The sequence below is a fragment of the Hymenobacter sp. 102 genome (assembly GCF_049949205.1).
Classification (GTDB): domain Bacteria; phylum Bacteroidota; class Bacteroidia; order Cytophagales; family Hymenobacteraceae; genus Hymenobacter.
This window is the reverse complement of the sequence record NZ_CP188173.1, coordinates 185,557-207,663: the sequence shown is the minus strand read 5'-3', so window position 1 is coordinate 207,663 and position 22,107 is coordinate 185,557. Positions and strand designations below refer to the sequence as shown.

The following is a 22,107-nucleotide window of genomic DNA, read 5'->3' as shown; positions in this document are numbered from 1 at the left end:
AAACCAAAAATCAGCTGACCGTAATGCGACAACATAATGGCATGCGCCCGCAGGATGTAGTCGTTCTGCTGAAGGTGCTGTTGCTGGAGGATACCATCTGGCAAGGCAAGGACTTGGCCACTGCCTTGTTCTTAAGCCCCACCGAAATATCGTTTAGCCTGAAGCGGTGCCAATACGCCCGGCTGCTGGAGGGCGCTGACCGGCGCGTGGCTCGGCGAACCTTTCTGGAGTTTCTACTCTACGGTTTACCGGTGGTGTTTCCCACGCAGCCGGGCGCCCAGGTACGGGGCCTCCCCACTGCCCACAGCGCCGCCCCGTTGCGGGAGCAGCTGGTAGCCGAGCAGCTGTACGTGTGGCCCGACGCAGAAAGCGACTGCTGGGGTAGCGCCATCGAGCCCTTGTACCCGCGCGTGCCGCAAGCGGCCAAAGCCGATACGCGCCTCTATGAGCTGCTGGCGTTGGTTGACGCGGTGCGGGTGGGCCGCCCCCGGGAGCGAAAACTGGCTGGGAATTTATTGAAAGCCTTTCTGTTGCCGGCTCATGTCTAATACGGCCAACCTGGCCGCGCTGCAGGCCGTGGCCCGGGCGCTGGGCCCCTTGCGGGAACGGGTCGTTTTCGTCGGCGGCAGCACCGCCGGTCTGTACAGCACTGCCGCCCGCGCCGCCGAGTCCCGCCCGACCATGGATGTGGATTGTATTATTGAGGTCATGCCCCGCATGGCCTACTACGTGCTGGAGGAAGAGCTACGGGCCCTCGGGTTTCGGCATGACCAGGAGTCAAATGTCATTTGCCGCTGGCGGGTCGCGGGGCTGGTGGTCGATGTAATGCCGGTCGGGGAAGACAATATCCTGGGGTTCTCGAATCCGTGGTATCCCGAAGGCTTTGCCCACGCTATTCCTTACGTGCTGCCCGACGAAACCACGATCCAGATTATGCCAGCGGTGTATTTTATCGCCACGAAGCTGGCGGCACTGCGCAGCCGCGGCATGAGCGACATCCGCCTGAGCAGTGATCTGGAGGACATCGTGTACGTGCTGGATAATCGCCCGGCACTGGGTGCAGAGGTAGCAGCCGCATCGCCTGCCGTACGCGCCTACATCGCTGCGGAAGTCAGCCGACTGCTGCTGCATCCGGAATTGCGCGAAGCTATCGATTGTCAACTACCGTACGGGTCTGGTGACGAACGAAAGTTTATTATCGAGCGGCGGCTTCAGACCCTGACCTCCGTTGGGCAGTAGTGAACAAGTAAATGAACCTGAGGGAATGTTCCTCGGCATATAGTTAGTCCTGCTCGTGGGTGTGCAGAGTCATTGGATGTGCCATTGCGCGCGGTTAGGTAAGGCCTGCTCGGATAAACCAAGCTTATAAGTGGATAAGGGATTCAGGCTGGCTTTCAGCTTGGTAGCCAGCGTGACTTCACCCATCCCTTCCAGCAGAGCTCCCAGCAGAGCGCGTGTGGCCGGGTTGTAGTCCTGTGCCAGGCGAACCAAGGCGGCCTGCTCAAGTGATGGCAGTTGCTTTATCTGCTCGCGCAGGCGGAGCAGGGCCGCGGCCGGCGAGGTATCGGGCAGGCGCTTAATCTGCCGCAGGGCGTCGAGCAATTGGCAGAGCGGAACCTCCTCTGGCTGCACATCGGCCCGGCTGCGCACGAAGCGCACGCGCACGTTGCCGACTTTCTTCGGCCGCCCCGGCCGGGAGGTGGCAATCAGAATTTCCTGGGGCACCTGCGTGGTCAGCCTCAGACGGTTGAAGGCCGCTACGCCGGTGGGGTAGCCCCGCAGCTTTTTGCTGGAGGTTTGCAGCAGCACCTGCAACACCTGCTGCTCGGAAACCGGTACCGGGCCGAACCGGCTCTGCAGGGGGAGGCGGTACGTGCCTTTGGTGACCTGCTGCACCACGCCTTCCTGGCGCAGCCGGCTCAGGTTCACGGCCACCGTGCCCGGCGCGATGTCCAGGCTGGCAAAGTCCTGGTAGCGCACGAGGGCACCCGGCTCCAGCTGTTGCAAGCGGTTGATGATTTTCTGGCGGGCGGTCGTGGATTTGGTCACTTTTTCCATCTGCATGGGGCTGATAAAGATATACTAATTGTAAAGTTTTTTACTGCAAAACATTACAAAGCACACGTTGTATTCCGGTGAGTAGCAGACTCAGGTAGTACTACGCAAAAAACCGAAACACCCGCCTGCTACCTTGTTAAAGACAACGGGAGGGTGTTTGCGAAGTGCCACACGGCGTGGAGATGCTAATGGTTGTGAGGGGCGTAGCGGTCCTGTTAAGGCTACCGGAAGCCGCGGGCGCGGAGCAGGTCGCGGTTGGACAGCTTGAGCTTAACATTACGTCCGCCCCCCTTTTCGTACACCTCGATAACCAGGTTTTTCTGGTCAGGAATGGTGAACTTCCTGAACACGAATACCTGCTGGAGCTTGCCGGCGGCTTCAATCTTTTTCAGGTTACCGTTATAGACGTAGGTGGGCGTCAGTTCAATGGCCTGCTCGGCCGTGCGCTTGGCCACCTTCTTATCCTGGATGTAGAACTTGACGAAATCCACGTCATACGTCACATTGGAGCGATTGCGCAGGTGCAGCGGGAAAAACAGGGTTTCCTGCTGGTAGCCCACGCTGCCCGCGCGCACGCTGAGCTGGTCTTTCGTGTCGCTGGCCGCCGAGCCGCCGCGTGCCAGCGCCTGCTTGGAATAGGCATCCAGGTTGCCCTGCGGAATGGGCGTGTTCGACAGGATGGCCTCGCTGCCACTGCTGGCCCGGGCAGTGGCGCTGGTCATCGTGCTCAGGTCCAGGCTCAGCACCTTGGGGTCGTGCTGGTAGTTGACAACGAACATGTACAGCTTGCCACCGGAGGTCAGCACGGTCATGTTGGTTTCGGTCAGGCGGTTGCTGGCCGCTTTCACGCGCACGATGTTGTCGGCACCCGTGGCCTTGGCGGCCAGAATGCCCGAGTTACCCAGATCGACGTAGGTGACCGGGTAGGGAAACACGAGGTGCGTGGTTTTCTGGTCCGAGACGTAGAGGGGGAGTACGGGCAGCCTGGCCGGGCCCGCGCTGGGCGCGCCCAGGTCCAGCCCCAACTGACGCGGGTTGCGCTGGTAGCCCACCACGAAGGAGTAAAGCTTGCCGCTGGCCGTGAGCACGGTCATGTTGGTTTCGCTGAAGCCGCTGCCAGCCGCCTTAACCCGCACGATGTTTTCCGAGCCCGTGGCCTTGGCCGCAATCAATCCGGAACTGCCCAAATCAACATACGTGACCGGGGACGGGAAAACCAGGTGGGTGGTTTTTTGCTCCGACACGAACAGCGGATACGTCGCGAGCTTCGCCGGCGCCGGCGCTACGGGCCGGGTGCTGGCCAGCGTCGTGGATTGAGCGAGGGTGGGCGCCACGGCCAGGCTGAGGGGCAGGGTGCAGAGGGCAAGGGCGATTCTCATAGTAGCTTATTTATCAATCTTCAACATGACCTGGTAGCCGGCTTTCAGGCGCACTTTGACCAGGCGGATTTTCTTCTGGCCGAGGCCCTTGACGGCAGTAACCGCGACGCCGGCCGCGGCCAGGGTGGGATCGGCGCTCATGGTCATGGCGTCGGCGGCGTTCAGGCCATCGGCGCCGGCCTGCTTGGCCGCGTCCCGGGTGATGGCGCCCGGAATGTGCAGGCCTTCCAGCCCGTCCACGTCGTAGACTTCGAGGGCCACCGGAAAGACCCGGTTACCGGTTTTCAGCGTTTCGATGCTGATGTTCAGCCGCTCCCCGGCCAGGCTGCACTTGCCGTAGATGAAGGTGTTGGCCGATAGGGTGCGACCATTGACCACGGCCGATTCCGTCAGGCGCATTTTCACCAGTGAGCCGCTGACCACTTCCTGCGATTCGTGAATGACGGCCGGCAGGGTGTTGGCATCTTCGGTAGCCGCATGGCCGTCATCCAAACCGGTAAACGAGGCCGTGCGCCGTCTGCCCGCGCCGCCCCCACCCAACCGGGAAACGACGGCATCCTCATCGACCACGTTAGCCCGGGTGCGGGCTTTTTTCCTGGCTTTGGCCACCACCGGCGCGGCCGGGCGGGCTACCCCTCCCCCACCGCTGTTGCTTTGCGCCAGCAGCTGGGCCATCTGCAGCTGAGCATCCTTCTCGGCCAGCTCCCGCTCGTGCTGGCTGCGCATCAGCTCCAGCTGCTCCTGGGGCGTGAGGGCGCCGGGCGCTGCCGTCGGGGCTGCTGCAGTGCCGGGCGCAGTCCCACCGTTCAACTGGGCCTGCTGGGCGGCAATGAGCTGCTGCTGGGCTGCCACCACGGACTTGTCCACCGACCCGTTGGGCCCGGGCTTGCCGTCGGCACCGATGGAGTAGGACAGGCCCGAGCCGGCCGCCGTATCGAGGCGGGCGTCGACCAGGCCCCGGTTGCGCAGGGTATCCACCGGGCTGGCGTAGGCTTCGAGCTTGCTGGCGGTGATGGAGCCTTTTTCGGCCGTGGGCAGGGTGGTGTTAAAGCCGGACGGTACGTTCTGGGCCTCGGCGGGCGCGCCCTGCCCGCCGCCGCCCAGGTAGAACATAACGGCCAGGAAGGGGACGCCCACCACCGGCAGGAAGGTGGCCATCTTGCGGGTGCGCAGAAAGTGCGCGTCATGCGGTTTGGTTTCCATCGGGTAGGGCTTAGCGGGGCTGGGTGCTGAGGTCTTCGTTGCGCAAAACCCGCCAGTTCTCCATCAGGAAGCCGTGCGGGTTGTTCTCCGAGCGCGTCACGTCGCGCAGGGAGCATTCCGAGAGGAAGTTGCGGGTGGTCACCGAAGTGGCCCGGATGACCCGCTGGTGCCCGTAGCACCGCGCCACCAGGGGGCGCGCGTTGGTTATCACCACGCTGTCCACGCTCATTTCCAGGCTGATGTTGGCGGCAATCAGGTCGTTGTAGAAGCCCTTCTCCTTGAAGTTCTCGTACTGCCGCTTCGCGGAGTTATCGGCCAGGTACAGCGCCTTGTTCACGTTGCTGTCAATGGCCTTCTGGTCGGGGTCCAGGGTGAAAAACAGCTCGTGGAAGCGCGTGACGTGGGCGCGGGCCTCCACCGGCCGGTTGGCCCGCGCATCCCGGGCGCCGGCCGTGAGCAGCTGCCCGCCTTCCAGCACGTAGATGCGATTGGCGGCCGCGGTGGTGGTCTGAAACGCGAAGTAGGCAATGGTGCCGGCCAGCACCAGCACCGCCACAATGAAGAGCAAGGCCAGAGTCTTGACCTGCTGGAAGGCGGAATCAATAGTTTTCAGGGATGCGAACATGACTAGGGAGGGCTAGTGAGAGGATAGGGAGCGGGTCACTCAGCTTTTGCGGCTGAATCGTTCGCGCAAGGCCATGCCGGCCCGGTGGCCGAGCTCCTCACTGCGCGACATGTTTTGGGTGGTGGCCCAGCCGGCTGCGCCCTGAGCCACGCCCGCGCTGGTCCGAAGGCCGGCCCCGCTGGCTGCGCCCGCTATGGCGGCGGTGGTGGCCGTGGTGGTAGTGATAAACGAAGTGGCCGCTCCACCCACACCCGAGCCGTCAATCAGCATATCCGCCGCCTTGGGGACGCAGATGTACCCGACGATGGCCAGCACGAGCATACACAGGTAGGCAATGTCAGCCGACTCCACACTTCCGCCGGCGCTGAGCTGGCGGATGTTCTCATTGAGCATTGTTACTTGGACGTGGGCCAGTACCGCCGCATAAATGTTGGCTACCGGCACCCAGAGCGAAATCGTGAGGAAATAGCCGAACCACTTCAGGAGTCCCCCGCCAAAGCCCGGAATGATAGCAATGCCAAAGGCTAGCGGACCGGCGACGCTGAGCAACACCAACAGGAAAGTGGAAATGAGGCTAATGGCTAGCTTGGCGGCCAGTGCCCCCAACTCAAGAATAGATTTAGTCCACTCCCGGAAATTCTGGCCCACGCTGTACTGGACCTGATTGAACGCCAGACTGGCCTTGCGGCCCACGTCCAGCGCCCCAAGCTTGCCCAGCTCCTTTTCGTAGTCTTCGTTGATTTGCATGTCGGCTTTGGCTTTCGCATCGGCGGCCAGACGGTCGCGCTCTGCCGTGAGCCGGTTTACTTCCGCCAATTGCCCCATCCGGATAGCATCGGTGCCATGGGCTACGGACATGGTGATGCCGCGCAATGCACCGCACAGGGGCACGAACAGCAGGATGGCCAGACCGATAGCAAACGGCCGCAGCAGCGGAAACAGGTCGATAGGCTCGGCCCGGGCAATGTTGCCCCACACCTTGCTGCTGATGTATAACAGGGCTCCGATGCCCCCGATGGCCCGTCCCAGGTTGATGAACAGGGAGGTGAACGAGAGCATTTCGGTGTAAATGGCGTCGAGCTTCTGCTCGTACACGGCCATGTTCAAATCAATTGCGGTCGGGTCCATGCGGGCAGTGTTAGAAGCGGAGCGAGAGATTTACTTAGCTACTTGGGCATATTCCCCTTCCCCGGAAATCAGGAGGTGGTTTTTCTCACCCAGGTAGATGATGTCCATAGCTCCGAATCCGGTGTTGACGGTGAGCTTGTGATTGTCCTTGTCATAGGTGAGCGGGTATTCTTTTTTACCTTCCAGCAGCGTCAGATTATCTCCGCGCTCCTGGATAGTCATATGCGGCCGCTCGGGGCTATCTAATGATTGCCATTCACCCAGAAACTGGGCTGTTTCGCTGTTGGAGGAACACGAGGTGAGCAGCACCATTGTCAGGGCGGCAACTGCTGTGAGCAATTGATTTAGCTTGCTTTTCATCGGATCGAAAGTGGAAGTGAAAGGAAAGTGTACCCCCTAGCGGGCAGTCATAAAAGCATTTACCGCTTCCCGGTCCCGCACCTGCTGCGCCTGGTGCTGCGCGATGGCCCGACACTTGTTGCTGAAGTAATTCATCAAATCGTGCTGCTTGCTGATGCGGTCGGCGATGTTGTCGATAAACTCAATGCGCTCCGGGTCGGTCATCTTCGCCTTGTTCGCGCTGAGCACCCCGGCCAGCTCCCCAAGCAGGGCCACGTTTTCCTGCAGGATGGTTTGGTAGACTGTAGAGGCTTCGCTGAGCTGCGCGGGCGTGAGCCGCTGGGCCCGCAGCTCCGGAATGGCACCGGCGAACTGGTTAATCATTTCGCCCTGGTGCGTATAAATCTCCCGTACCCGGCGATAGTTGCGGACCCCAGCGCTGATTTGGAGCAGGCTGCTGTACCATTGGTCGTGCAGCTGCTGGGTCTTGTCGACGATGCCTTTAATCTGGCCGCTCACAGCTTTCATGTCGCCGGCCAGCTTCTTGCCCTGCCCCATCAGGGTAGTAGACACGCCCTGGTGGAAAATCTGCTTGCGTGAGCTTTGCTCGGCTACTGGAGCCGATATAACGGCCTGCGCGCAGGCTGGGCCCGCCAGCAGGGTCAGGACCAGGGTGAGCATTTTGGAAATTGCTTTCATAGAGGAGCAAGTCAGGGGTGAGTCGGCGGTTAGCGGGCGCTCATCAGCGCGTTGAGGGCCTGCGTATCCTGAGCCTTCTGCTCGGCTAAGTGCATCTGCACGTAGTTGCGCTGCGTGTAGTAGTTGATGAGGCTCAACTGGTCGGAAATCTTCGCGTCCAGCTTGTCGATGAAGCGCATCCGTTCGGCATCCGTCATCTTGAGCATGGCCGGGCTGACGATGGTTTGCAGGTCCGAAACGGTGTTGGCGCCCTCCGTCAGCATTTTCGAGTACACGCTGGTCATAGTGGAAAGCTGCTCCGGCTGCACAAAGGGTGACTGCCGCAGGGTTTCAATGGCCGTAGCATAGGTCTGGATGATTTGGCCCTGCTTCTCAAACACGGACTGCACGCGCCGATACGTGCGCACAGTCGTGCTGACCTGCTGCAGGCCGTCGTACCAGGTCTTGGCCAGCTGCAGGTTTTTCTCCGAGAATACCTTGGTTAGCTCCTGCTCCTTCACGCCGGCCTTTACCAGTACGTTAGCGGCTTTGGACAGTCCCTTCATGGTATTTTGCAGGCCGGTCTGGACGCCGGACTGTACTTCCAGCACCGGGGCCGTTACCACGAGTTGAGCAGAGGCCTTTGTGGCACCGAAAGAGAGGATGGCTAGGCCCAGGATGGTGACTTTCGCTTTCATCGTTTTTTCCCTTTTGTTGATGGTGAAGCCCCCTACCCTTCGCGCAGCTCGGCCGCGAAGAGCTTGATGGCCGTGGGCATGTCGCCGGTCTGGCGCAGCTTCTCGAACAGCCGCACTTTCTCGGTTTCCTCGGTGGTGTAGGTCACGTATTCTTCCTTCGACACCTCGATGGCGTACACCTTCGACACGACCCCGCCCAGCGAGATGAACACCTCGGTGTAGCGGCCGCGCGCGGGCTGGTTGTCGCGGTTGATGCTCAGCACCAGGTCTTTTTCCTTGGGCGTGAGCGAGAGCAGGGCCTGAATCTCCTCGAAGCGGTTGATGAACTTGCGCTGGTCGAGCAGAATCTTGCAGTCCGAGTTGTTGATGATGGCGTCCTTGACAATCTCGTTGCCGATGATGTCGTCGATTTCCTGCGTGACCACGATGGCCTCGCCGAAGAACTTGCGCACCGTCTTAAAGAGGTACTTGATGTAGGCGGCCATGCCGGGCGTGGTTAGCGCCTTCCAGGCCTCCTCAATCAGAATCATCTTCCGTACCCCCTTGAGCTTGCGCATCTTGGAGATGAAGGTTTCCATGATAATGAGCGTGACCACCGGAAACAGGATGGGGTGGTCCTTGATGTTATCGAGCTCGAAGACGATGAACGGGGCCTGCACCAGGTCCAGCTCCTTATCGGAGTTGAGCAGGTAATCGTACTCGCCGCCCCGGTAGTAGGGCCCGAGCACGTAGAGGAAGTTGTCGATGTCGAAGTCCTTCTCGCGCACCTTCTCCTCCTCCAGCACCCTGCGGTAGGTGCCCTTCACAAACTCGTAGAACGTGTTGAAGCTGGGCTGAATAGCCGGGTTGGCTTCAAGCATCACGTAATACAGGCTCACGGCCGTGGAGAGCGACACGTACTCGGACTGACTGACCGCTTCGTCGTCTTTCTTCCAGAGCGCCTGCAGCAGCGTTTTGATGCTTTCCTTCTTCTCCACGTCGAGCTTGCCCGAAATCAGGAAGGGGTTGAAGGCAATGGGGGCATCCTCCTCGTAGGTGAAGTACACCCCGCCCACCAGCTCGCAGAGGCCTTTGTAGGAGTTGCCGGTATCCACCAGCAGCACGTGGGCGCCCTGCTCGTAGTACTGGCGCACCATGTGGTTGGTGAAAAACGACTTGCCCGAGCCCGAGGGACCCAGCACAAACTTGTTGCGGTTGAAGATGACCTGCCGCTTCATCGGCTCGTCGGAGATGTCCACCAGCACGGGCTTGCCGGTGAGGCGGTCGGAGAGCTTGATGCCCTTGGTGGCGCCGGTGGAGCGGTAGTTGGTTTCCGAAGCCCAGAAGCAGACGGCTTGCTCAATGAAAGTGTAGAAGGTTTCCTCCGCGGGAAAGTCGCCGGCATTGCCCGGAATGCCGCCCCAGTAGAGCGCGGCAATGTCCACGGTGTTCTGCCGGGGCTTGCAGTTCATCTGGTTGAAGGCAGCATTGACCAGCTTGCGCACCTCCGTCAGTTCCTCCTCGCTCCTACCCCAGGTCAGCACGTTGCAATGCACCCGCACCGGGCGGCGCTTGTGGGTTAGTAGCTCGTTGAGAAAGGCGTGGTAGTACTCCACGTTGATGGCGTTCTGCCGGGAGTAGAGCGAGAGGGAGGTGAGCCGGTCCTTCTTCTGCTCGAAGGTTTTCACCGTTTTCTGGGTGTTATCCAGAAACACGTACTGGTTCAGGATGTGACTGGTACCCAGCAGCAGCCCCAGCGGTGCGGCAAACGAGATGGGAAAATCCGAGTACTCGGTGCTGTAGGCCTCGTAGCGGATGTCGGTTTCCACCGCGGTGGGCAGGTCATCGAGGTTGGCCACCGAGAACATCTGGCAGAACTCCTGCCCTACCTTCAGCCCATTGGTCAAATCCAGGTCCACCTGCAGGGCCTGGTCGGAGAGGTCCAGCGAGAGGTACTTTTCCAGCAGCCCGGCCTTTTCCTGGGTGCCGGCCAGCTCATCGGAGGTAAGCCGGTGCGAGCGGATAAAGGGGGCGTTGGTAGGCCCCACCCCTTCCAGCGTGCGCACGAACTGGCCCACGCTGTCCAGGAAGCTTTCCAGCACCTTCGTGTCGAGCATGTCCTTGGGCACGATGTGGCGGCGGGCCAGCAGCCCCGAGGTGCTGCCCCAGTTGGGCCGCTCCGACGAGGTTTTGGTGATGTAGAGGTAGCAGAAGTGGTTCAGGAACGGACGCTCGTTGAAGTGCCGCTCGTAGGCAGCGGAAAGCAGCGTGCGCTCGGCCTCGAAGCCCGGGGCGTACTTGTCTTCCACGTACCAGTCCTGCTTGTGCACCACGCAGTGGTCGGGCAGCAGGCGCACAGCCTTCACAAAAGCCGCCTGCAGCTGGGCGTAGTCCTCGCGCGAGAGGGTGAAGATTTCCGGCAGCTCCAGGCGGAACGCCACCGTCACGTCCGCGTTTTTCGAGACGAGGCAGTCCTTTTCCACCTTGTAGATGGGCTGCTTGGATTCCAGGGAAACGGAGGGCAGAACCTTATTGCTCATGGGCAGGGGGAAAAGCACTCGCACCGGCCGCTACGCGCGGCCGGGCGGGTCCTGGTTGAGGCGTTGGAAAAGGCGGCTGTGCCGGTTGGTGATGTAGCGGGGCGCGGCGCGGCGGGCGGCAGCTTTCATCAGCCCATGCTCGCCGAAGCGGCGGTTTAGGGCGAAAACCCCGGCCCACATGCCGCCCCCGGCCAAAAAGGTGAGCAGCACGGTGGGTACCAGCGGCACGCCCGCCAGGTAGCAGGTCACGAACAGGGCAAACACCAGCCCGGTGCCGGCCACCAAAAAGTAGATGTTGCTGCCCACCAGCCCCTTGAATTCGACGGGTTTGTTGATGCCCCGGTTCAGGTCGTAGACGGGCATGTCCTAGGGGCTTACAGGAAGAAGGAGCGCACCACCGTGGCCACGATGACCAAGAAAATCATCGAGCCAAACCACGACACGGCCGTTTTCTGGGTGTCCTGGTCGCCGGAGTTCCATTTGCTGTACACCTTGATGGCGCCGACCAGGCCCAGCACCGCCCCAATGGCGTACATGAGCTTGGTGAGCGGGTCGAAGTAACTGGTGACCTGGGTAGTAGCATCCTGGATACCGGCCGTGCCGTTGCCGCCCCCGGTCTGGGCATAGAGCAGGTGCGAGCTAAGGAGCAGGGCCAGGATGGCCAGCGAGGTACTAAAACGCTTCTGGTTCATACGAAGGGGAAAGAATGAGACGTAAGGGATGGGCGGGCCGGGCACTACAACTCGTCGGCGCCGAAGAGGGCCGCCAGCTCGGCTTGATACTCTTCCAGGTGCTGGGCCATTTGCCCGGCTAGGCAGCTGCCCTGCAGGCCGGCCGGAGCGGGCGGGTTCTGCCCCGCCTGCAGCAGGGCGATGTACTCGCTGACTGATTCGGCGGCCACCAGCTGCGGCGCGGGCCCGGCGGTGAGGATGTCCAGCGGGGATGCGACCGGCTCCTCGAATGAAGCCAGCGGCTCGTAGCCCTCCGGCAGCCGCTGCTGAAGTGCAGGCTCGGCGTCAAGGAGTTCGTCAGGTTGGTGGTCAGCGGCTGCCGGTGGGTTCACCTCGGCATTGGCCTCGCGCCGCACCAGCTCGGCCAGGCGCTCATCGGCCTGGTCGGGAGCTTCAGTCCGGGTCTGGTCCTGCGCCGCGGCCTGTTCTTCGGCTGAGGCCACAGCAGCATCCAGCGGCGTGCTGTCGTCGGCGCTCTGGTCCTGGCCGGTGGCCGTGGCGGTGGAGGCCGGCAACTGGCCTTCCATTACCGATTCGGTGGCGGGGGGTAGGTTCTCAGCGGCACCTTCCTCCGCGGCCGGGGCTTGCGGAGCTGCTGCGGTTGCCGCCGGCTGGGTCGGCGCAAAGGCCGATGTCGGTCGCACCAGGGCGGGCGGAGCCGCTACGGTGGCCAGGGGGCGGCTCGCGCCGAGCTTACTGTTCGTAAGCAGTGAGGCAAGTTCGGTGCGGTAGTAGAGCAGTCCGACCACCAGATAGTAGAGCAGAACCACGACCAGCATAAACAGGCCAAACTGGCTCCAGGAATAAGCGCTGAGCATCGGCAGCAAATAAGCGTGGCACCCCGGGTCGGCCGACCCGAGCGTGGACGTGCCAAACCCGCAGGTTTGACTTGTGCAAACCTATCCGGCCCCGAAACCCGATTAGTAGAAAGTTGACGAACGGTTAAAATCGGATGGTGAGGTGCACCGACTCTACACGAGTGGATGACCTTTCCTGGCCGTTTTCGCGCCGAATAGCCTTCCTCCGGCTGCTTCCTGAGAACCTGACCATTCCCGGAACCGGGTCTTGGGCGGACCTATGGGCTACAATTTGTGCTAGACTAACCGGAATATGGGCAACGCCTGCCGATACCCCCCTATCGACCTTTGCATACTACCGCCTGCCAGCGAACAGGCAGATTATCCTCGTACAGAAAGTAACCGAATGAATGAACAAGTCAACGCTTTCGAGCCACCGGCCGCAAGTGTAAACCAGGCCGTGGTGTCCATCAGCCCAATCAGGCTGGCTGCCCCAGGGCGGGGCCAACAGCTAACGGTTCGGGTGTCATCCCCGCCACCGGTAGTAACTTGCCCGTTATCCTGTTTTCCCACGGCAATGGTTCCTCGGCCGACGCTTACGGTCCGCTCGTGCACGGCTGGGCCGCGCAGGGTTTTGTCGTGATTCAGCCCACCCACCTGGATTCACGGACACTCGGCCTGGCCTCCACCGACCCGCGCCGGTCCCTGCTCTGGCGGTTGCGGGCAGAAGACCTGCTGGGCATTCTCGACCAGCTCGACCAGGTGATGGCGGCCGTACCGCATCTGCAGGGGCGGCTCGATCCGCAGCGCATTGCCGTGGCAGGGCATTCCTGGGGGGCGCAGACGGCTGGCATGCTGCTGGGCGCGCAACTGCCCGACCCCGTGAGCGGGCAGACGGTGAACCTGGCTGACGCCCGCATTCGGGCCGGTGTTCTGCTGGCGGCCCCCGGCCGTGGTGGGGCCGACCTGACTCCCGCCACGGCGGCACAATTTCCTTTTTTGCATCCTGACTTTGCCCCCATGACGACCCCCACTCTGGTGGTAGTAGGCGACCGGGACGTGTCGCGCATGACCACGCGGGGCTACGACTGGCGGGCCGATGCGTATGCCCTGAGTAGCGGGCCCGGCTGCCTGCTTACGCTATTCGGGGCCGAACACTCCCTGGGCGGCATTCCGGGCTATGAGTCGCGGGAGACAACCGATGAGCACCCGGCCCGGGTAGCCCTGCTGCAGCACCTGACCGGGGCCTACCTGCGCAGCGCCCTATACCCCGAAGACCCGGCCTGGCCACGGGCCTGCGCCGCCCTGCACGCAGAAGCCGAGCCGCTGGGCCGGGTAGACTGCCGATAAGGCGGAATGGGCTCAGGGGCCAATGCCCCCCCCTGATGCGGCCCCAACTGCCATTCCGTTGGCGCAGGCCGATGCCGGATAGCACCGGTGGATTTTTTCTTTTCTCTCTTTGATTTTTTATGACAACCCATCAACTGCCCGCCCCCACATTTCTGCTGGGTGGCGACCTTCCCCTCAACCGTCTTGGCTACGGAGCCATGCGCATCACCGGACCCGGTCTCTGGGGTCCGCCTGTCGACCGGGCTGCCGTGCTGGCCCTGCTGCGCCAGGTAGTGGAACTAGGTGTCAACTTCATTGACACGGCCGATATGTACGGGCCTTTTGTGTCGGAGGAGTTGATTGCGGAGGCCCTGCACCCCTACCCGCCCGGGTTGGTTATCGGTACCAAGGGCGGCGTGGTCACCTTCATGCCCGGCCGAGAGGGTACCCTGCTTGATGGTACTCCCCAGCACCTGCACGAGGCCCTGACCGGCAGTCTGCGTCGGCTGCGGCTGGAACGCCTCGACTTGTACCAGCTCCACCGCCTCGACCCCCGGGTGCCGGCGGAGCGCACGTTCAGCTTTCTGGCTGAGGCCCGTCGGCAGGGACTGATACGGCACGTTGGCTTGTCGGAAGTTTCCGTAGAGGATATCCAACTGGCCCAGCAACATTTTCCGGTGGCGTCGGTGCAGAACCGCTACAGCCTGTTCGACCGCTCGTCGGAACCCGTACTGGAATATTGCCGGGCCCAGGGCATTGCCTTTATTCCCTACTTTCCCATTGGCGGGGGACAAATGCCTTCCACGGGCGTCGCGGAGCAGGTAGCCGCCCGGCATCAGGTGACGGTGCGGCAGGTGGCGCTGAGCTGGCTACTGCACCACGCCCCGAACATTATACCCATTCCGGGTACGACCAGCCTAGTGCATCTGCGCGATAACCTGCGGGCCACGGGCCTACACCTGACTGCGCAGGATATGCACGAGTTGGATACGCTCCGGTAATTCCGGGGTTATTTCAGCGCGCCGCAGGAACATAAACCTAGTTCCGGAGGTGGTAGTTAAGTCAACACACGGGCTGCTTACGTCCTGTACCCACGTCTGATGAAGATTTCCGCCGCTGACCCGTTTACCGAGCTTGCCACTGTTGCCGACTTCACCCGGCACTACGGCTTTGCCACGCCCGCCCATCCTCAGATGGCTGTTATCGATTTGGCGCAGTATCCGCTCACCCAGTTTCCCGCCAGGCCGGCTCTGCGGCATCTCTACCTGATGCTACTGAAGCGCCACTTTCACGGCCAGCTTCCCTACGGGCAACAGGCCTACGACTACCAGCGGGGCGTGCTGGGGTTTTATGCGCCCGGCCAGCCCGTGCAGCTGTGCCCCGCCGAGGCGGCTGCGCCCCCGCAGGGCTGGTTGGTAGTGTTTCACCCCGATCTGCTACCCCGGTCGCCAGTGGGCATGGGCAGTTACCCGTTTTTCGCGTATCGTGTGCAGCAGGCGCTCTCGCTCACGACCAGTGAGGAAGCCCAGCTGCTGTACGCTGTGCAGGGGCTTCGTCAGGAAACGGAGCAGCCCACCGACGCGTTTAGCACGCCGCTGTTGCAGGCGCAGTTGGGCGTGGTGCTGCAATACGCCAGTCGATTCTACCACCGCCAGTTTCCGGTTCCGCCAGCCGGCGGCCCTGACCTGCTCAGCCGCTTTGAGGCGCTGCTGACCCGGTATCTGGAAAACCTGGGTGAGCAGCCGCTACCGACCGTGCAGCAGTTCGCGGAAGCCCTGCACGTATCGCCAGCTTACCTGGGCGACGTGATGCGCGTGCATACGGGGCAGAATGCGCAGCAATACCTGCATCAGGCGCTGCTCGAAAAAGCACGGGGCCTGCTGCTGAGCACGCGGCTCAGCGTCCGCGAAATAGCCTTTGCCCTGGGTTTTGAGAGCCCATCATACTTCAGCCGGCTGTTCAGGCAAAAAACCGGCTACTCCCCCGTGGCGTTTCGGCAGCGGGCCCGCGCCCAGTTTGCGGCTTGAGGCAGGGTGGTGCATGGCCTGCCGGGACATCGACGCACCAATCCAACCGTTACCCCAGCAAGTGAATGCGGTTCTTGAGTTCATCCTTGCAGGACCGGCTTACGGGCACGTACTCCGTGCCCAGCAGCACGCTGCTTTCCTCGTAGGCCTGCACGTGGTCCAGGTTGACGATGTGGGAGCGGTGGGTCTTCAGGAACTGGTCGGGCAGCTTTTGCTCCAGCTCCTTGAGGGTGGAGTCAAACACGAATCGCTCCCGCACCGTGTGCAGGCGCACGTAGTTCTGCAGGGCCTCGAAGTAGAGAATGTCGCCGAGCAGCACCTTCACGTGGCCCGAGCCCTTGCGCACGAACAGGTAGTCCTTGAACTTGGGGCAGCGCTCGGCGGGGCCCAGCACCTCTGTGCCGGCATCGGCCGGGTCCAGCACCGGTCCTACCGGCCCGGCCTGGTAGGCGTTGAACAGGGCCAGCTCAATCTGCACCCGCAGCGAGTCATCGGTGAAGGGCTTAACCAGAAAGCCGTAGGGCTGGGCCAGCTTGGCCCGGTTCAGGGTAGCCGAGTCGGAGCGGGCCGTCAGAAACACCACCGGCACGGCAAACTGCCGCCGCACGAGCAGCGCGGCCGCGATGCCGTCGCAGTCCCCGGCAATGTTGATGTCCATCAGCACCAGCTCCACGGGCTGGGTGGCCAGCACCTGCAGCGCCTCGTCGCTGCTTTCCACGGGCGGCAGGGGCACGTGGCCCAGCCGGAGTAGGGTGCGCTCAATCTCGGCGGCAATCAGCAGTTCGTCTTCCACGATGAGGATAGTGGCCATAGCATCGGTTTAGGGCCCGGTGAGCGGCCAACCTAGGTGCTGGCCACCACTACCCGGGTGCCCGTGGGTAGATTAGGAACAGTCGATACGCTGGCTTTTAACTGTCGAGCCAGCGTGTTAACCAACTCCAGCCCCAGCGAATGAGTTTCCTGGGTGCTGGTCGCCGCCGCCTCGTCTACGCTCGCTCCTGCCCCATCGTCCTGAACCGCAAGCCGAAAGCCGGCCTCACTTTTTTCCAGGATAACGGCCAGTTCACCCTGGTCGCGGCCCTGAAAGGCGTGCTTGTACGCGTTGGTCACCAACTCGTTGACGACCAGTCCCAGGGCACTGGCCTCCTTGGGATCCATCACCAGCGGCGCCAGGCGGCTGCTCACCTGAATGCGCTGCCGGGGCGTGGTAAGCGAGCGGTGCAGGGAATCCAGCAACTCGCTCAGGTACTCGTCCATGCGCACCTGCGAGAGATTGTCGGCCCGGTACAGGAACTCGTGCACCAGGGCCATGCTCTGGATACGGGCCCGGGAGCTGGCCAGGGCCTGCTGCAACACGGGATTTGGCAAAACACTACCCTGCCAGGCCAGCAGGCTGCTGACCAGCTGCAGGTTGTTTTTGACGCGGTGGTGGATTTCCTGCAGCAGCACCTCCTTCTCGACCACGGCTTGGCTGTTGGCCTCATTGGCCAGGGCCAGCAGGGCTTTCTGCCGCCGCAGCCGCCAGTAGAGGCCGCCGCCCACGCCGATGGTCGTGGCCAGGCCACCCAGCAGCAGCCAGAGCGAGTGCAGCTGGGCCCGCTGGCTACGCTGCTCGAACTCGGCCGCCTTCTTCTGCTCGGTGAGCAGCTGCACGTCGTAGCGCACCTGCAGCTGGGCCAGTTCCCGGGCCTTGTTCTCATTGAAAAGGGAGTCCCGCAGAGTTTGGGACCGGGCGTCGAACTCGTCGGCCCGGCGGGGGCGTTTCTGGTCGGCGTAGGCCCGGGCCAGACTGGATAGGGCGTCGGCCTCGTCATCGGGCATCCTACCCGCCCGGGCCAGGCGCAATGCCCGCTCGGCCATTTGCTGAGCCGTCCTGGGGCGGCCCTGCAGCCGGCGAACCCGCGCCAGGGCCAGGGCCGCGCGGGCAGCATCGGCCTCCTGGTCATAGCGCTGAAACACGCTCAGGGCACGTTGTAGCTCCACGGCGGCCGCCTGCAGACTGCGGCGCGAGACCGGCTGGCGTTCGGCGTAGATGGCCCCGCGCAGCTGATAGACCCGCCCCAGCCCCTGGCCGTCCGCGGCGTGGCGCAACTGCGGCAGTGCCCGTGACGCGTAGTACAGGGTAGAGTCGGGCTGGCGGAGTGCTAGGTGGGTGTCCGCCAGGTGGAGCAGCAAATTGCCCCGCTCCCCGGCTGCTACGGCCGCCGTGGCGGCCTGCTGCCGGTAGGCCTGACGCAGGTAGCGCAGGCCGGCGGCCCCGTCCTTGGTGGCTACGGCCACCAGCCCCATGGTCTGGATAAAGCGCCACTGCTCGCCGGGAAGATGGGCGCGGGTCAGCTCGACGCCCTGCTGACTGTAGCGCATGGCCGCCGCATAGTCAGCCGCCCGCTCGCAGTTTACCACCAGCTGGTACAGGGCGTCAGTTGCCCCTGACCAGTCTCGCCGGCGCCGGGCAAAGGTTACGGCCTGCTCTCCTACCCGGCGAGCTTCGGCCACATCCTGGGCAAATAGCCTGTCGCTTAAAGCCAGCAGCGCCTGCAAGCGCACGGAGTCCGGCAGCGGGGCGTGGCGCACCAAGGCCCGCAGCGAGTCGATAGTTTGCGGCGTCTTGGGTGCCCTATTGGAAGATGGTGTCCGGGTATTGGCCCAGGCGCCGGGGCTGACCAGTAGCAGGCCGAGCACGGCCCCGATAGCACCGCCCTTCACGCGGTAACGGATTTCGGGTAAGGTCTTAATGGAGAGAACAGTTGTGTAGACATAGCGGGTTGGTAGTTGAGCCCCCTCCCCTACCCCACCGCTAAGTGGAGTATTGGGAAAAGGCCAGAGCGGGAAACGGAACGGCCAGCTCAACCAGAGAAGGTGAGCCGGCCGCTATACGTGTGCAAACGTCCTGGGATACCAGTACGCCCTATTTTTTGGGTGCCATCATCTGGCGAATCTGCTTTTTCATTGCTTTCTGCAGCTGGGCCTCGTGCTCCTGACGAAAGCGATTCAGAATGTTATGAATGATATCCGGAGCCGACGCTCCCCCGCCCAGGATAAAGCCGAGCTGGGTGAAATACTGCTGGTGGTCGGCCGTGATGCGCAGGGTAGTCGTCTTCTTTTCCGCCGACGGCACAAACAGCTGCGCCAGGTCAAGCTCCCCTCCCCCTGCCATGACCGGCGCAGGGGTGGGTAGCTCATCATCGGTTTCTGCTTCGTCATCCTCTTCCGGGGCCCTAGCCGGAGCTGGGGAAGGCACTGGTGCGGGGACGGCCGCGCGGGGCTTCTCCCCTACCGGAACCGTTGCTGCGGGTTCTATTGCCTGAACGGGGGCCGCAGGTACGGCCGCCACCTCTGGGGCAGGTGCCGCCTTTTTTCCCGCGGGTTCCTTTGCTGCAGCTGGCCGTAGGGTTACGGCAACAGGAGGAGTAGCCGGCGCCGCAAGAGTTTCCGGAGCTGCAGGGGTGGGTGCTTGGGCAGGAGCTGGCGCGAGTGCCTCTGGCCGGGGCGCGTCGCCCATCAGGCTGAACGCGGCGACGCCCGAGGTCAGGGCCGCTAATTCACGCTGGCGCCGCTCGGCCGCGGCTTCTTTGGATTCGGGTGTTTTCTTGGCCATGGGAGCGGGCGTTAGTTAGCGTTGTCGTCGAGGGTTTCAAGGGCAGCGGGGGCGGGCTGCTCAAATTCCGTGGGCGTGAAGTTGATGGTTTTGCCCGAGGGGGTAACCGCGCCCTTGCCGAGCACTAACTCCAGAATCTCGGTAATGAGGCTGCCCAGGCCGAGTTTGCCCAGCTCCTTTTCCGGCATTGGAAACATGGTGGAGCGCTTGTCCTTGATGCTGACCAGCGACTCTACCCGGCTGTTGAGCAGCGGGTAGCCCTTTTCACGAAACAGCTCGGCGGTCTTCGTGTAAACCGTCCGTTTCTCCGCCTTGAGGAATTTGTTCCAGAAGGCGTAAAAGCCTGCCAGGTTGGATTCCGGGCGCTGCTCATGGGTGAAGTTGCCCAGGATGTGCATGTAGGACATCGTGGAGGCAATGGTGCCCATGTCCGGCTCCATAGGCAGGAAGATGTAGTCCACCCGCTCCAGCAGCTCGCTCAACCCCACGACGTTGACCGTACCGGGTGTATCCACCAGGATAAAATCGAACTCTTTCTCGGCCAGGGTGTCAATCGCCTCTACGGCCTTTTCCACGCTCGAGATGGCAATCGGGTACGGCGTTACCCCTTGCTTGATGAGCCGCTCCTGAAAAGCCACGTCGGATTGCAGAAGCTGCTGCTCGTGGTTGCGGTAGGCGTGCAGGGTGTTCTGCGGATAGTCGCAGTCAAGCATCGCCACTTTGTAACCGTAAAGGTAGCATAGCGCCGAGGCGACATGCGTGCCGATGGTGGATTTGCCAGCTCCACCCTTCTGAGTGGCAAAGGCAATTACCCGAGTATTCATCATTGGGTGAAGGGGTTTAAAAAGTTGGTAGGCGTTAGAGATGCTTCACTATATCTATGAAGCGATGCTTCTTTGCTTCAATACGTCATCGCCTCCTAAAAATACATGAAGCGTTGAAGTTGCGAAGCGATGAAGCAATGTATCGATGATTCACTGCTTTGTCAAATAAATGAGTTCTTGAAACAAAGAAGCGCTGCCTCAAAGATATACAGCTTCATTGAATTACCGAAGTGCAGAAACGAGATTTCATTGTAACATTGCTTCAATGTCTTGATGAAGCATTGAAGCATACACTATCAGAAGCATAGACTCATTGAAGCATATAATCAATGAATTGTTGATGCACTGAAGCATAAAAGCACATGCTATATGAAGCATAGATATAATGAAGCATTGAAGCAAAAAAAATAACTATTTATTTACGAAGTATTGAAGCGCTGAAGCATAGAAGCAATAATCATGATTAATTAAATTATACGCTGGCACCTGTTTGATGCTCTGAAGCATTGAAGCGCTGCTTCCTTGAAGTGTTATCACGGCATATAGTACTTAAGATGTGTTCATGGGCTTGAGCCCGCCGATACTGCACTTTGCTACACTCTTTTATGCTTCGTTGAAGCACTGAAACAATGAAGCTAAGAAGCATCAAAACCTTAATCCTAGCCCCGACCAACGTTCTCGTTCAATCCAGTCGTTCATCGATAAGCAAGCCATGTCATTGTCCGGACAAAATGCGCTTGCCCGTTTCAATGACACCGCCATATTCGCAGGCTCACAGGGCTTGGCTTGCTAACTTTAGCTGCTTAGATTTACGTAATAGGTTTGCAGCTGATTTTTGGTAGCCTATTCATCATCAAGTGTAGTAAACAGCTCATGGAAGAAGAAAAGCCAGACGAAACAACTACCGAGGCCGCGCGCACGCTGCGCATTGATGTACGGGTGAGTCCGGATGAGAAAAAGGAACTGCAAGAGCAAGCGCAGGCAGCCGGTTACAAAAAGGTATCAGCGTATTTGCGTGATGTTGGACGGGGCGCAGAGATAAAGGAAAGTGTGCCGCCGGACTTACGGCGGCAGTTGGTTAGCATTGGTACTAATCTTAATCAGATTGCCCGCCTGGCCCAGGCCGGAAAGTCGTTTAGCAACCACGAGGCGCAGCTGGTAGAGGCGCTTAAAATTATCAGAGGGTACTTGGTATGATTGCGAAAACCATCGCGGGTAGCGACTTTGAGGGTGCGCTAACGTACGGGGCTGGGCAGCGGCAGGGGAGGAGTAAGGAGCCAGGAGACGCGATCCTTTTAGTGGTATCCAATGTGATTCCCGGGAGCCCGAAAGAGATGGCGCAGGATATGCAGGCCGTGGCGGCGCGGAGTAAGCGCGTGCAGAAGCCCGTGTGGCATACGGTGCTGTCGTGGAAGGCCGGCGAGATCGTGAGCCAGGCGCAAAAGGTAGCGGCGGCCAAGCGCTACTGCGAGCTGATGGGAGCCCCGATTGACCGGCACCAGGTGGTGGTGTACGAGCACCGGGATAAGCAACACGCTCACGTGCACATCTACCTGAACCGGGTGCCGATTGACGGCGGCCCGGCGTTGCGCACGGATAATAATTTCTATCGTCAGCCAGCTGTCACGCGGCAGATAAGCCAGGAGCTGGGCATGGATCCGTTGCCCGAAAGGCGGCGTAGTTTGAAGGCACTAGACCCCACCAAAGAAGCGGCGCGGCAGCGGGTAAGCCAGGTGCTGGCGCAGCTGCTGCAGCAGCCGGATAGGGGAGGGGAGCAATGGCTGGCGTTGCAATTGCACCAGCTGGCCATTGAAATTCGCTACACCCACGACAAGGGCGGGGTGCTGCGCGGCGTCAGCTTTGCAACGGAAGGCGTGGCCCTGCGGGGCCAGGAAGTAGGTTACAAAGGCGCGCAGCTGCGGGAGGCCCTGGCCGCGCCCGTGAAGCCGGCCATGGAGCCGGCGGTTGAGCGGAAGGCCCGCCCCGAGGTATCAACCACGTTGCCTCAGCCGGCGCCGCCTGAACGGACGAAGCAAGCCCGCCGGAAGGGGCATAGGTAGTAGGCAGGGCAAGGGGTGTCAACATTCGTGTGGTGAGCGTGCACCTCACCGCTGACTTTCGGCCGCTCGTCAAGTAATCCGCGCCAGAGGTCAGGCAGGAAAGTAAGTTGCTTG

General features: G+C 61.4%; 22 protein-coding genes and 1 pseudogene. 7 read left to right on the top strand and 16 right to left on the bottom strand.

All coding sequences use genetic code 11. The features are described 5' to 3' along the window. Positions 1 to 23: 23 nt before the first annotated feature. Positions 24 to 548 (top strand): hypothetical protein, encoded by a 525-nt coding sequence (locus ACN19L_RS23610; protein WP_426491230.1) that lies wholly within the window; start codon positions 24 to 26, stop codon positions 546 to 548. After that, a complete protein-coding gene (locus tag ACN19L_RS23605) occupies positions 541 to 1,239 on the top strand; it encodes a hypothetical protein (protein WP_426491353.1) in 699 nt (232 codons plus the stop codon). Before ACN19L_RS23610 ends, ACN19L_RS23605 begins: the two co-directional genes overlap by 8 nt. A gap of 69 nt (positions 1,240 to 1,308) precedes the next feature. On the opposite strand, the gene ACN19L_RS23600 is transcribed toward ACN19L_RS23605, so the two are convergent. The 12 genes from ACN19L_RS23600 to ACN19L_RS23545 all read right to left on the bottom strand — a co-directional run bounded on the left by ACN19L_RS23600 (position 1,309) and on the right by ACN19L_RS23545 (position 12,176). Continuing rightward, positions 1,309 to 2,058: a type IV toxin-antitoxin system AbiEi family antitoxin domain-containing protein gene (locus tag ACN19L_RS23600; RefSeq protein WP_426491228.1), complete on the bottom strand. Its 750-nt coding sequence runs from the start codon at positions 2,056 to 2,058 to the stop codon at positions 1,309 to 1,311. A 221-nt stretch (positions 2,059 to 2,279) separates the two neighbouring features. Further along, entirely contained in the window at positions 2,280 to 3,437 is a 1,158-nt protein-coding gene (gene traN, locus ACN19L_RS23595; protein WP_426491352.1) for a conjugative transposon protein TraN, read from the bottom strand. Between the two features lie 6 nt (positions 3,438 to 3,443). Beyond that, positions 3,444 to 4,640: a conjugative transposon protein TraM gene (traM, locus tag ACN19L_RS23590; protein WP_426491225.1), complete on the bottom strand. Its 1,197-nt coding sequence runs from the start codon at positions 4,638 to 4,640 to the stop codon at positions 3,444 to 3,446. Between the two features lie 10 nt (positions 4,641 to 4,650). Beyond that, positions 4,651 to 5,265, bottom strand: a complete 615-nt coding sequence (gene traK, locus ACN19L_RS23585) for a conjugative transposon protein TraK (protein ID WP_354580995.1) — start codon at positions 5,263 to 5,265, stop codon at positions 4,651 to 4,653. 39 nt (positions 5,266 to 5,304) lie between these two features. Further along, positions 5,305 to 6,393 (bottom strand): hypothetical protein, encoded by a 1,089-nt coding sequence (locus ACN19L_RS23580; protein WP_426491224.1) that lies wholly within the window; start codon positions 6,391 to 6,393, stop codon positions 5,305 to 5,307. Positions 6,394 to 6,423: 30 nt separating this feature from the next. Then, complete coding sequence (locus tag ACN19L_RS23575) at positions 6,424 to 6,753, bottom strand: hypothetical protein (protein ID WP_426491223.1); 330 nt, start codon at positions 6,751 to 6,753, stop codon at positions 6,424 to 6,426. A 36-nt stretch (positions 6,754 to 6,789) separates the two neighbouring features. Then, positions 6,790 to 7,431: a hypothetical protein gene (locus ACN19L_RS23570; RefSeq protein ID WP_426491222.1), complete on the bottom strand. Its 642-nt coding sequence runs from the start codon at positions 7,429 to 7,431 to the stop codon at positions 6,790 to 6,792. Between the two features lie 29 nt (positions 7,432 to 7,460). Next, positions 7,461 to 8,108, bottom strand: a complete 648-nt coding sequence (locus ACN19L_RS23565) for a hypothetical protein (RefSeq protein ID WP_426491351.1) — start codon at positions 8,106 to 8,108, stop codon at positions 7,461 to 7,463. Between the two features lie 32 nt (positions 8,109 to 8,140). After that, positions 8,141 to 10,627, bottom strand: a complete 2,487-nt coding sequence (locus ACN19L_RS23560) for a TraG family conjugative transposon ATPase (protein WP_426491350.1) — start codon at positions 10,625 to 10,627, stop codon at positions 8,141 to 8,143. A gap of 30 nt (positions 10,628 to 10,657) precedes the next feature. Further along, the gene (locus ACN19L_RS23555) at positions 10,658 to 10,990 is read right to left on the bottom strand and encodes a DUF4133 domain-containing protein (RefSeq protein ID WP_426491349.1); all 333 of its coding nucleotides are present in this window, start codon (positions 10,988 to 10,990) and stop codon (positions 10,658 to 10,660) included. Positions 10,991 to 11,001: 11 nt separating this feature from the next. Further along, a complete protein-coding gene (locus ACN19L_RS23550; RefSeq protein ID WP_073285643.1) occupies positions 11,002 to 11,319 on the bottom strand; it encodes a DUF4134 domain-containing protein in 318 nt (105 codons plus the stop codon). A 44-nt stretch (positions 11,320 to 11,363) separates the two neighbouring features. Further along, the gene (locus ACN19L_RS23545; RefSeq protein WP_426491348.1) at positions 11,364 to 12,176 is read right to left on the bottom strand and encodes a hypothetical protein; all 813 of its coding nucleotides are present in this window, start codon (positions 12,174 to 12,176) and stop codon (positions 11,364 to 11,366) included. Positions 12,177 to 12,561: 385 nt separating this feature from the next. Here ACN19L_RS23545 and ACN19L_RS23540 point away from each other — a divergent pair. The 3 genes and pseudogenes from ACN19L_RS23540 to ACN19L_RS23530 all read left to right on the top strand — a co-directional run bounded on the left by ACN19L_RS23540 (position 12,562) and on the right by ACN19L_RS23530 (position 15,511). Next, positions 12,562 to 13,505, top strand: a pseudogene (locus tag ACN19L_RS23540) (alpha/beta hydrolase family protein). 119 nt (positions 13,506 to 13,624) lie between these two features. After that, positions 13,625 to 14,485 carry an aldo/keto reductase gene (locus tag ACN19L_RS23535; protein ID WP_426491346.1) on the top strand — a complete coding sequence of 287 codons (861 nt, stop codon included), beginning with the start codon at positions 13,625 to 13,627 and terminating at the stop codon, positions 14,483 to 14,485. Positions 14,486 to 14,584: 99 nt separating this feature from the next. After that, complete coding sequence (locus tag ACN19L_RS23530) at positions 14,585 to 15,511, top strand: helix-turn-helix domain-containing protein (RefSeq protein ID WP_426491345.1); 927 nt, start codon at positions 14,585 to 14,587, stop codon at positions 15,509 to 15,511. A 49-nt stretch (positions 15,512 to 15,560) separates the two neighbouring features. Here the strand turns inward: ACN19L_RS23530 and ACN19L_RS23525 are convergent, their stop codons facing one another. The 4 genes from ACN19L_RS23525 to ACN19L_RS23510 form a co-directional block, all read right to left on the bottom strand. Then, positions 15,561 to 16,322 (bottom strand): LytR/AlgR family response regulator transcription factor, encoded by a 762-nt coding sequence (locus ACN19L_RS23525; RefSeq protein ID WP_426491344.1) that lies wholly within the window; start codon positions 16,320 to 16,322, stop codon positions 15,561 to 15,563. A gap of 32 nt (positions 16,323 to 16,354) precedes the next feature. Beyond that, the gene (locus ACN19L_RS23520) at positions 16,355 to 18,217 is read right to left on the bottom strand and encodes a sensor histidine kinase (protein ID WP_426491343.1); all 1,863 of its coding nucleotides are present in this window, start codon (positions 18,215 to 18,217) and stop codon (positions 16,355 to 16,357) included. 202 nt (positions 18,218 to 18,419) lie between these two features. After that, entirely contained in the window at positions 18,420 to 19,109 is a 690-nt protein-coding gene (locus ACN19L_RS23515) for a hypothetical protein (protein WP_426491342.1), read from the bottom strand. 11 nt (positions 19,110 to 19,120) lie between these two features. After that, on the bottom strand, positions 19,121 to 19,936 hold the full coding sequence (locus ACN19L_RS23510; protein WP_426491341.1) for a ParA family protein: 816 nt from the start codon (positions 19,934 to 19,936) through the stop codon (positions 19,121 to 19,123). A gap of 819 nt (positions 19,937 to 20,755) precedes the next feature. Between ACN19L_RS23510 and ACN19L_RS23505 the strand changes: the two genes are divergently transcribed. Together ACN19L_RS23505 and ACN19L_RS23500 are read left to right on the top strand one after the other, a co-directional pair. Then, complete coding sequence (locus ACN19L_RS23505) at positions 20,756 to 21,130, top strand: plasmid mobilization protein (RefSeq protein ID WP_426491340.1); 375 nt, start codon at positions 20,756 to 20,758, stop codon at positions 21,128 to 21,130. Then, positions 21,127 to 21,993, top strand: a complete 867-nt coding sequence (locus tag ACN19L_RS23500) for a relaxase/mobilization nuclease domain-containing protein (protein ID WP_426491339.1) — start codon at positions 21,127 to 21,129, stop codon at positions 21,991 to 21,993. The genes ACN19L_RS23505 and ACN19L_RS23500 overlap by 4 nt, the downstream gene beginning before the upstream one ends. The last annotated feature ends 114 nt before the right edge of the window (positions 21,994 to 22,107 follow it).

Excerpts from the sequence above, each read along its gene's own strand:
- ACN19L_RS23535 (WP_426491346.1), top strand. The coding sequence starts at position 13,625 with ATGACAACCCATCAACTGCCCGCCCCCACATTTCTGCTGGGTGGCGAC.
- ACN19L_RS23610 (WP_426491230.1), top strand. The coding sequence starts at position 24 with ATGCGACAACATAATGGCATGCGCCCGCAGGATGTAGTCGTTCTGCTG.
- ACN19L_RS23530 (WP_426491345.1), top strand. The coding sequence starts at position 14,585 with ATGAAGATTTCCGCCGCTGACCCGTTTACCGAGCTTGCCACTGTTGCC.
- ACN19L_RS23500 (WP_426491339.1), top strand. The coding sequence starts at position 21,127 with ATGATTGCGAAAACCATCGCGGGTAGCGACTTTGAGGGTGCGCTAACG.
- ACN19L_RS23570 (WP_426491222.1), bottom strand. The coding sequence starts at position 7,431 with ATGAAAGCAATTTCCAAAATGCTCACCCTGGTCCTGACCCTGCTGGCG.
- ACN19L_RS23525 (WP_426491344.1), bottom strand. The coding sequence starts at position 16,322 with ATGGCCACTATCCTCATCGTGGAAGACGAACTGCTGATTGCCGCCGAG.
- ACN19L_RS23545 (WP_426491348.1), bottom strand. The coding sequence starts at position 12,176 with ATGCTCAGCGCTTATTCCTGGAGCCAGTTTGGCCTGTTTATGCTGGTC.
- ACN19L_RS23605 (WP_426491353.1), top strand. The coding sequence starts at position 541 with ATGTCTAATACGGCCAACCTGGCCGCGCTGCAGGCCGTGGCCCGGGCG.
- ACN19L_RS23575 (WP_426491223.1), bottom strand. The coding sequence starts at position 6,753 with ATGAAAAGCAAGCTAAATCAATTGCTCACAGCAGTTGCCGCCCTGACA.
- ACN19L_RS23580 (WP_426491224.1), bottom strand. The coding sequence starts at position 6,393 with ATGGACCCGACCGCAATTGATTTGAACATGGCCGTGTACGAGCAGAAG.
- ACN19L_RS23510 (WP_426491341.1), bottom strand. The coding sequence starts at position 19,936 with ATGATGAATACTCGGGTAATTGCCTTTGCCACTCAGAAGGGTGGAGCT.
- ACN19L_RS23600 (WP_426491228.1), bottom strand. The coding sequence starts at position 2,058 with ATGGAAAAAGTGACCAAATCCACGACCGCCCGCCAGAAAATCATCAAC.
- traM (WP_426491225.1), bottom strand. The coding sequence starts at position 4,640 with ATGGAAACCAAACCGCATGACGCGCACTTTCTGCGCACCCGCAAGATG.
- traN (WP_426491352.1), bottom strand. The coding sequence starts at position 3,437 with ATGAGAATCGCCCTTGCCCTCTGCACCCTGCCCCTCAGCCTGGCCGTG.
- ACN19L_RS23565 (WP_426491351.1), bottom strand. The coding sequence starts at position 8,108 with ATGAAAGCGAAAGTCACCATCCTGGGCCTAGCCATCCTCTCTTTCGGT.
- ACN19L_RS23560 (WP_426491350.1), bottom strand. The coding sequence starts at position 10,627 with ATGAGCAATAAGGTTCTGCCCTCCGTTTCCCTGGAATCCAAGCAGCCC.
- ACN19L_RS23515 (WP_426491342.1), bottom strand. The coding sequence starts at position 19,109 with ATGGCCAAGAAAACACCCGAATCCAAAGAAGCCGCGGCCGAGCGGCGC.
- traK (WP_354580995.1), bottom strand. The coding sequence starts at position 5,265 with ATGTTCGCATCCCTGAAAACTATTGATTCCGCCTTCCAGCAGGTCAAG.
- ACN19L_RS23550 (WP_073285643.1), bottom strand. The coding sequence starts at position 11,319 with ATGAACCAGAAGCGTTTTAGTACCTCGCTGGCCATCCTGGCCCTGCTC.
- ACN19L_RS23555 (WP_426491349.1), bottom strand. The coding sequence starts at position 10,990 with ATGCCCGTCTACGACCTGAACCGGGGCATCAACAAACCCGTCGAATTC.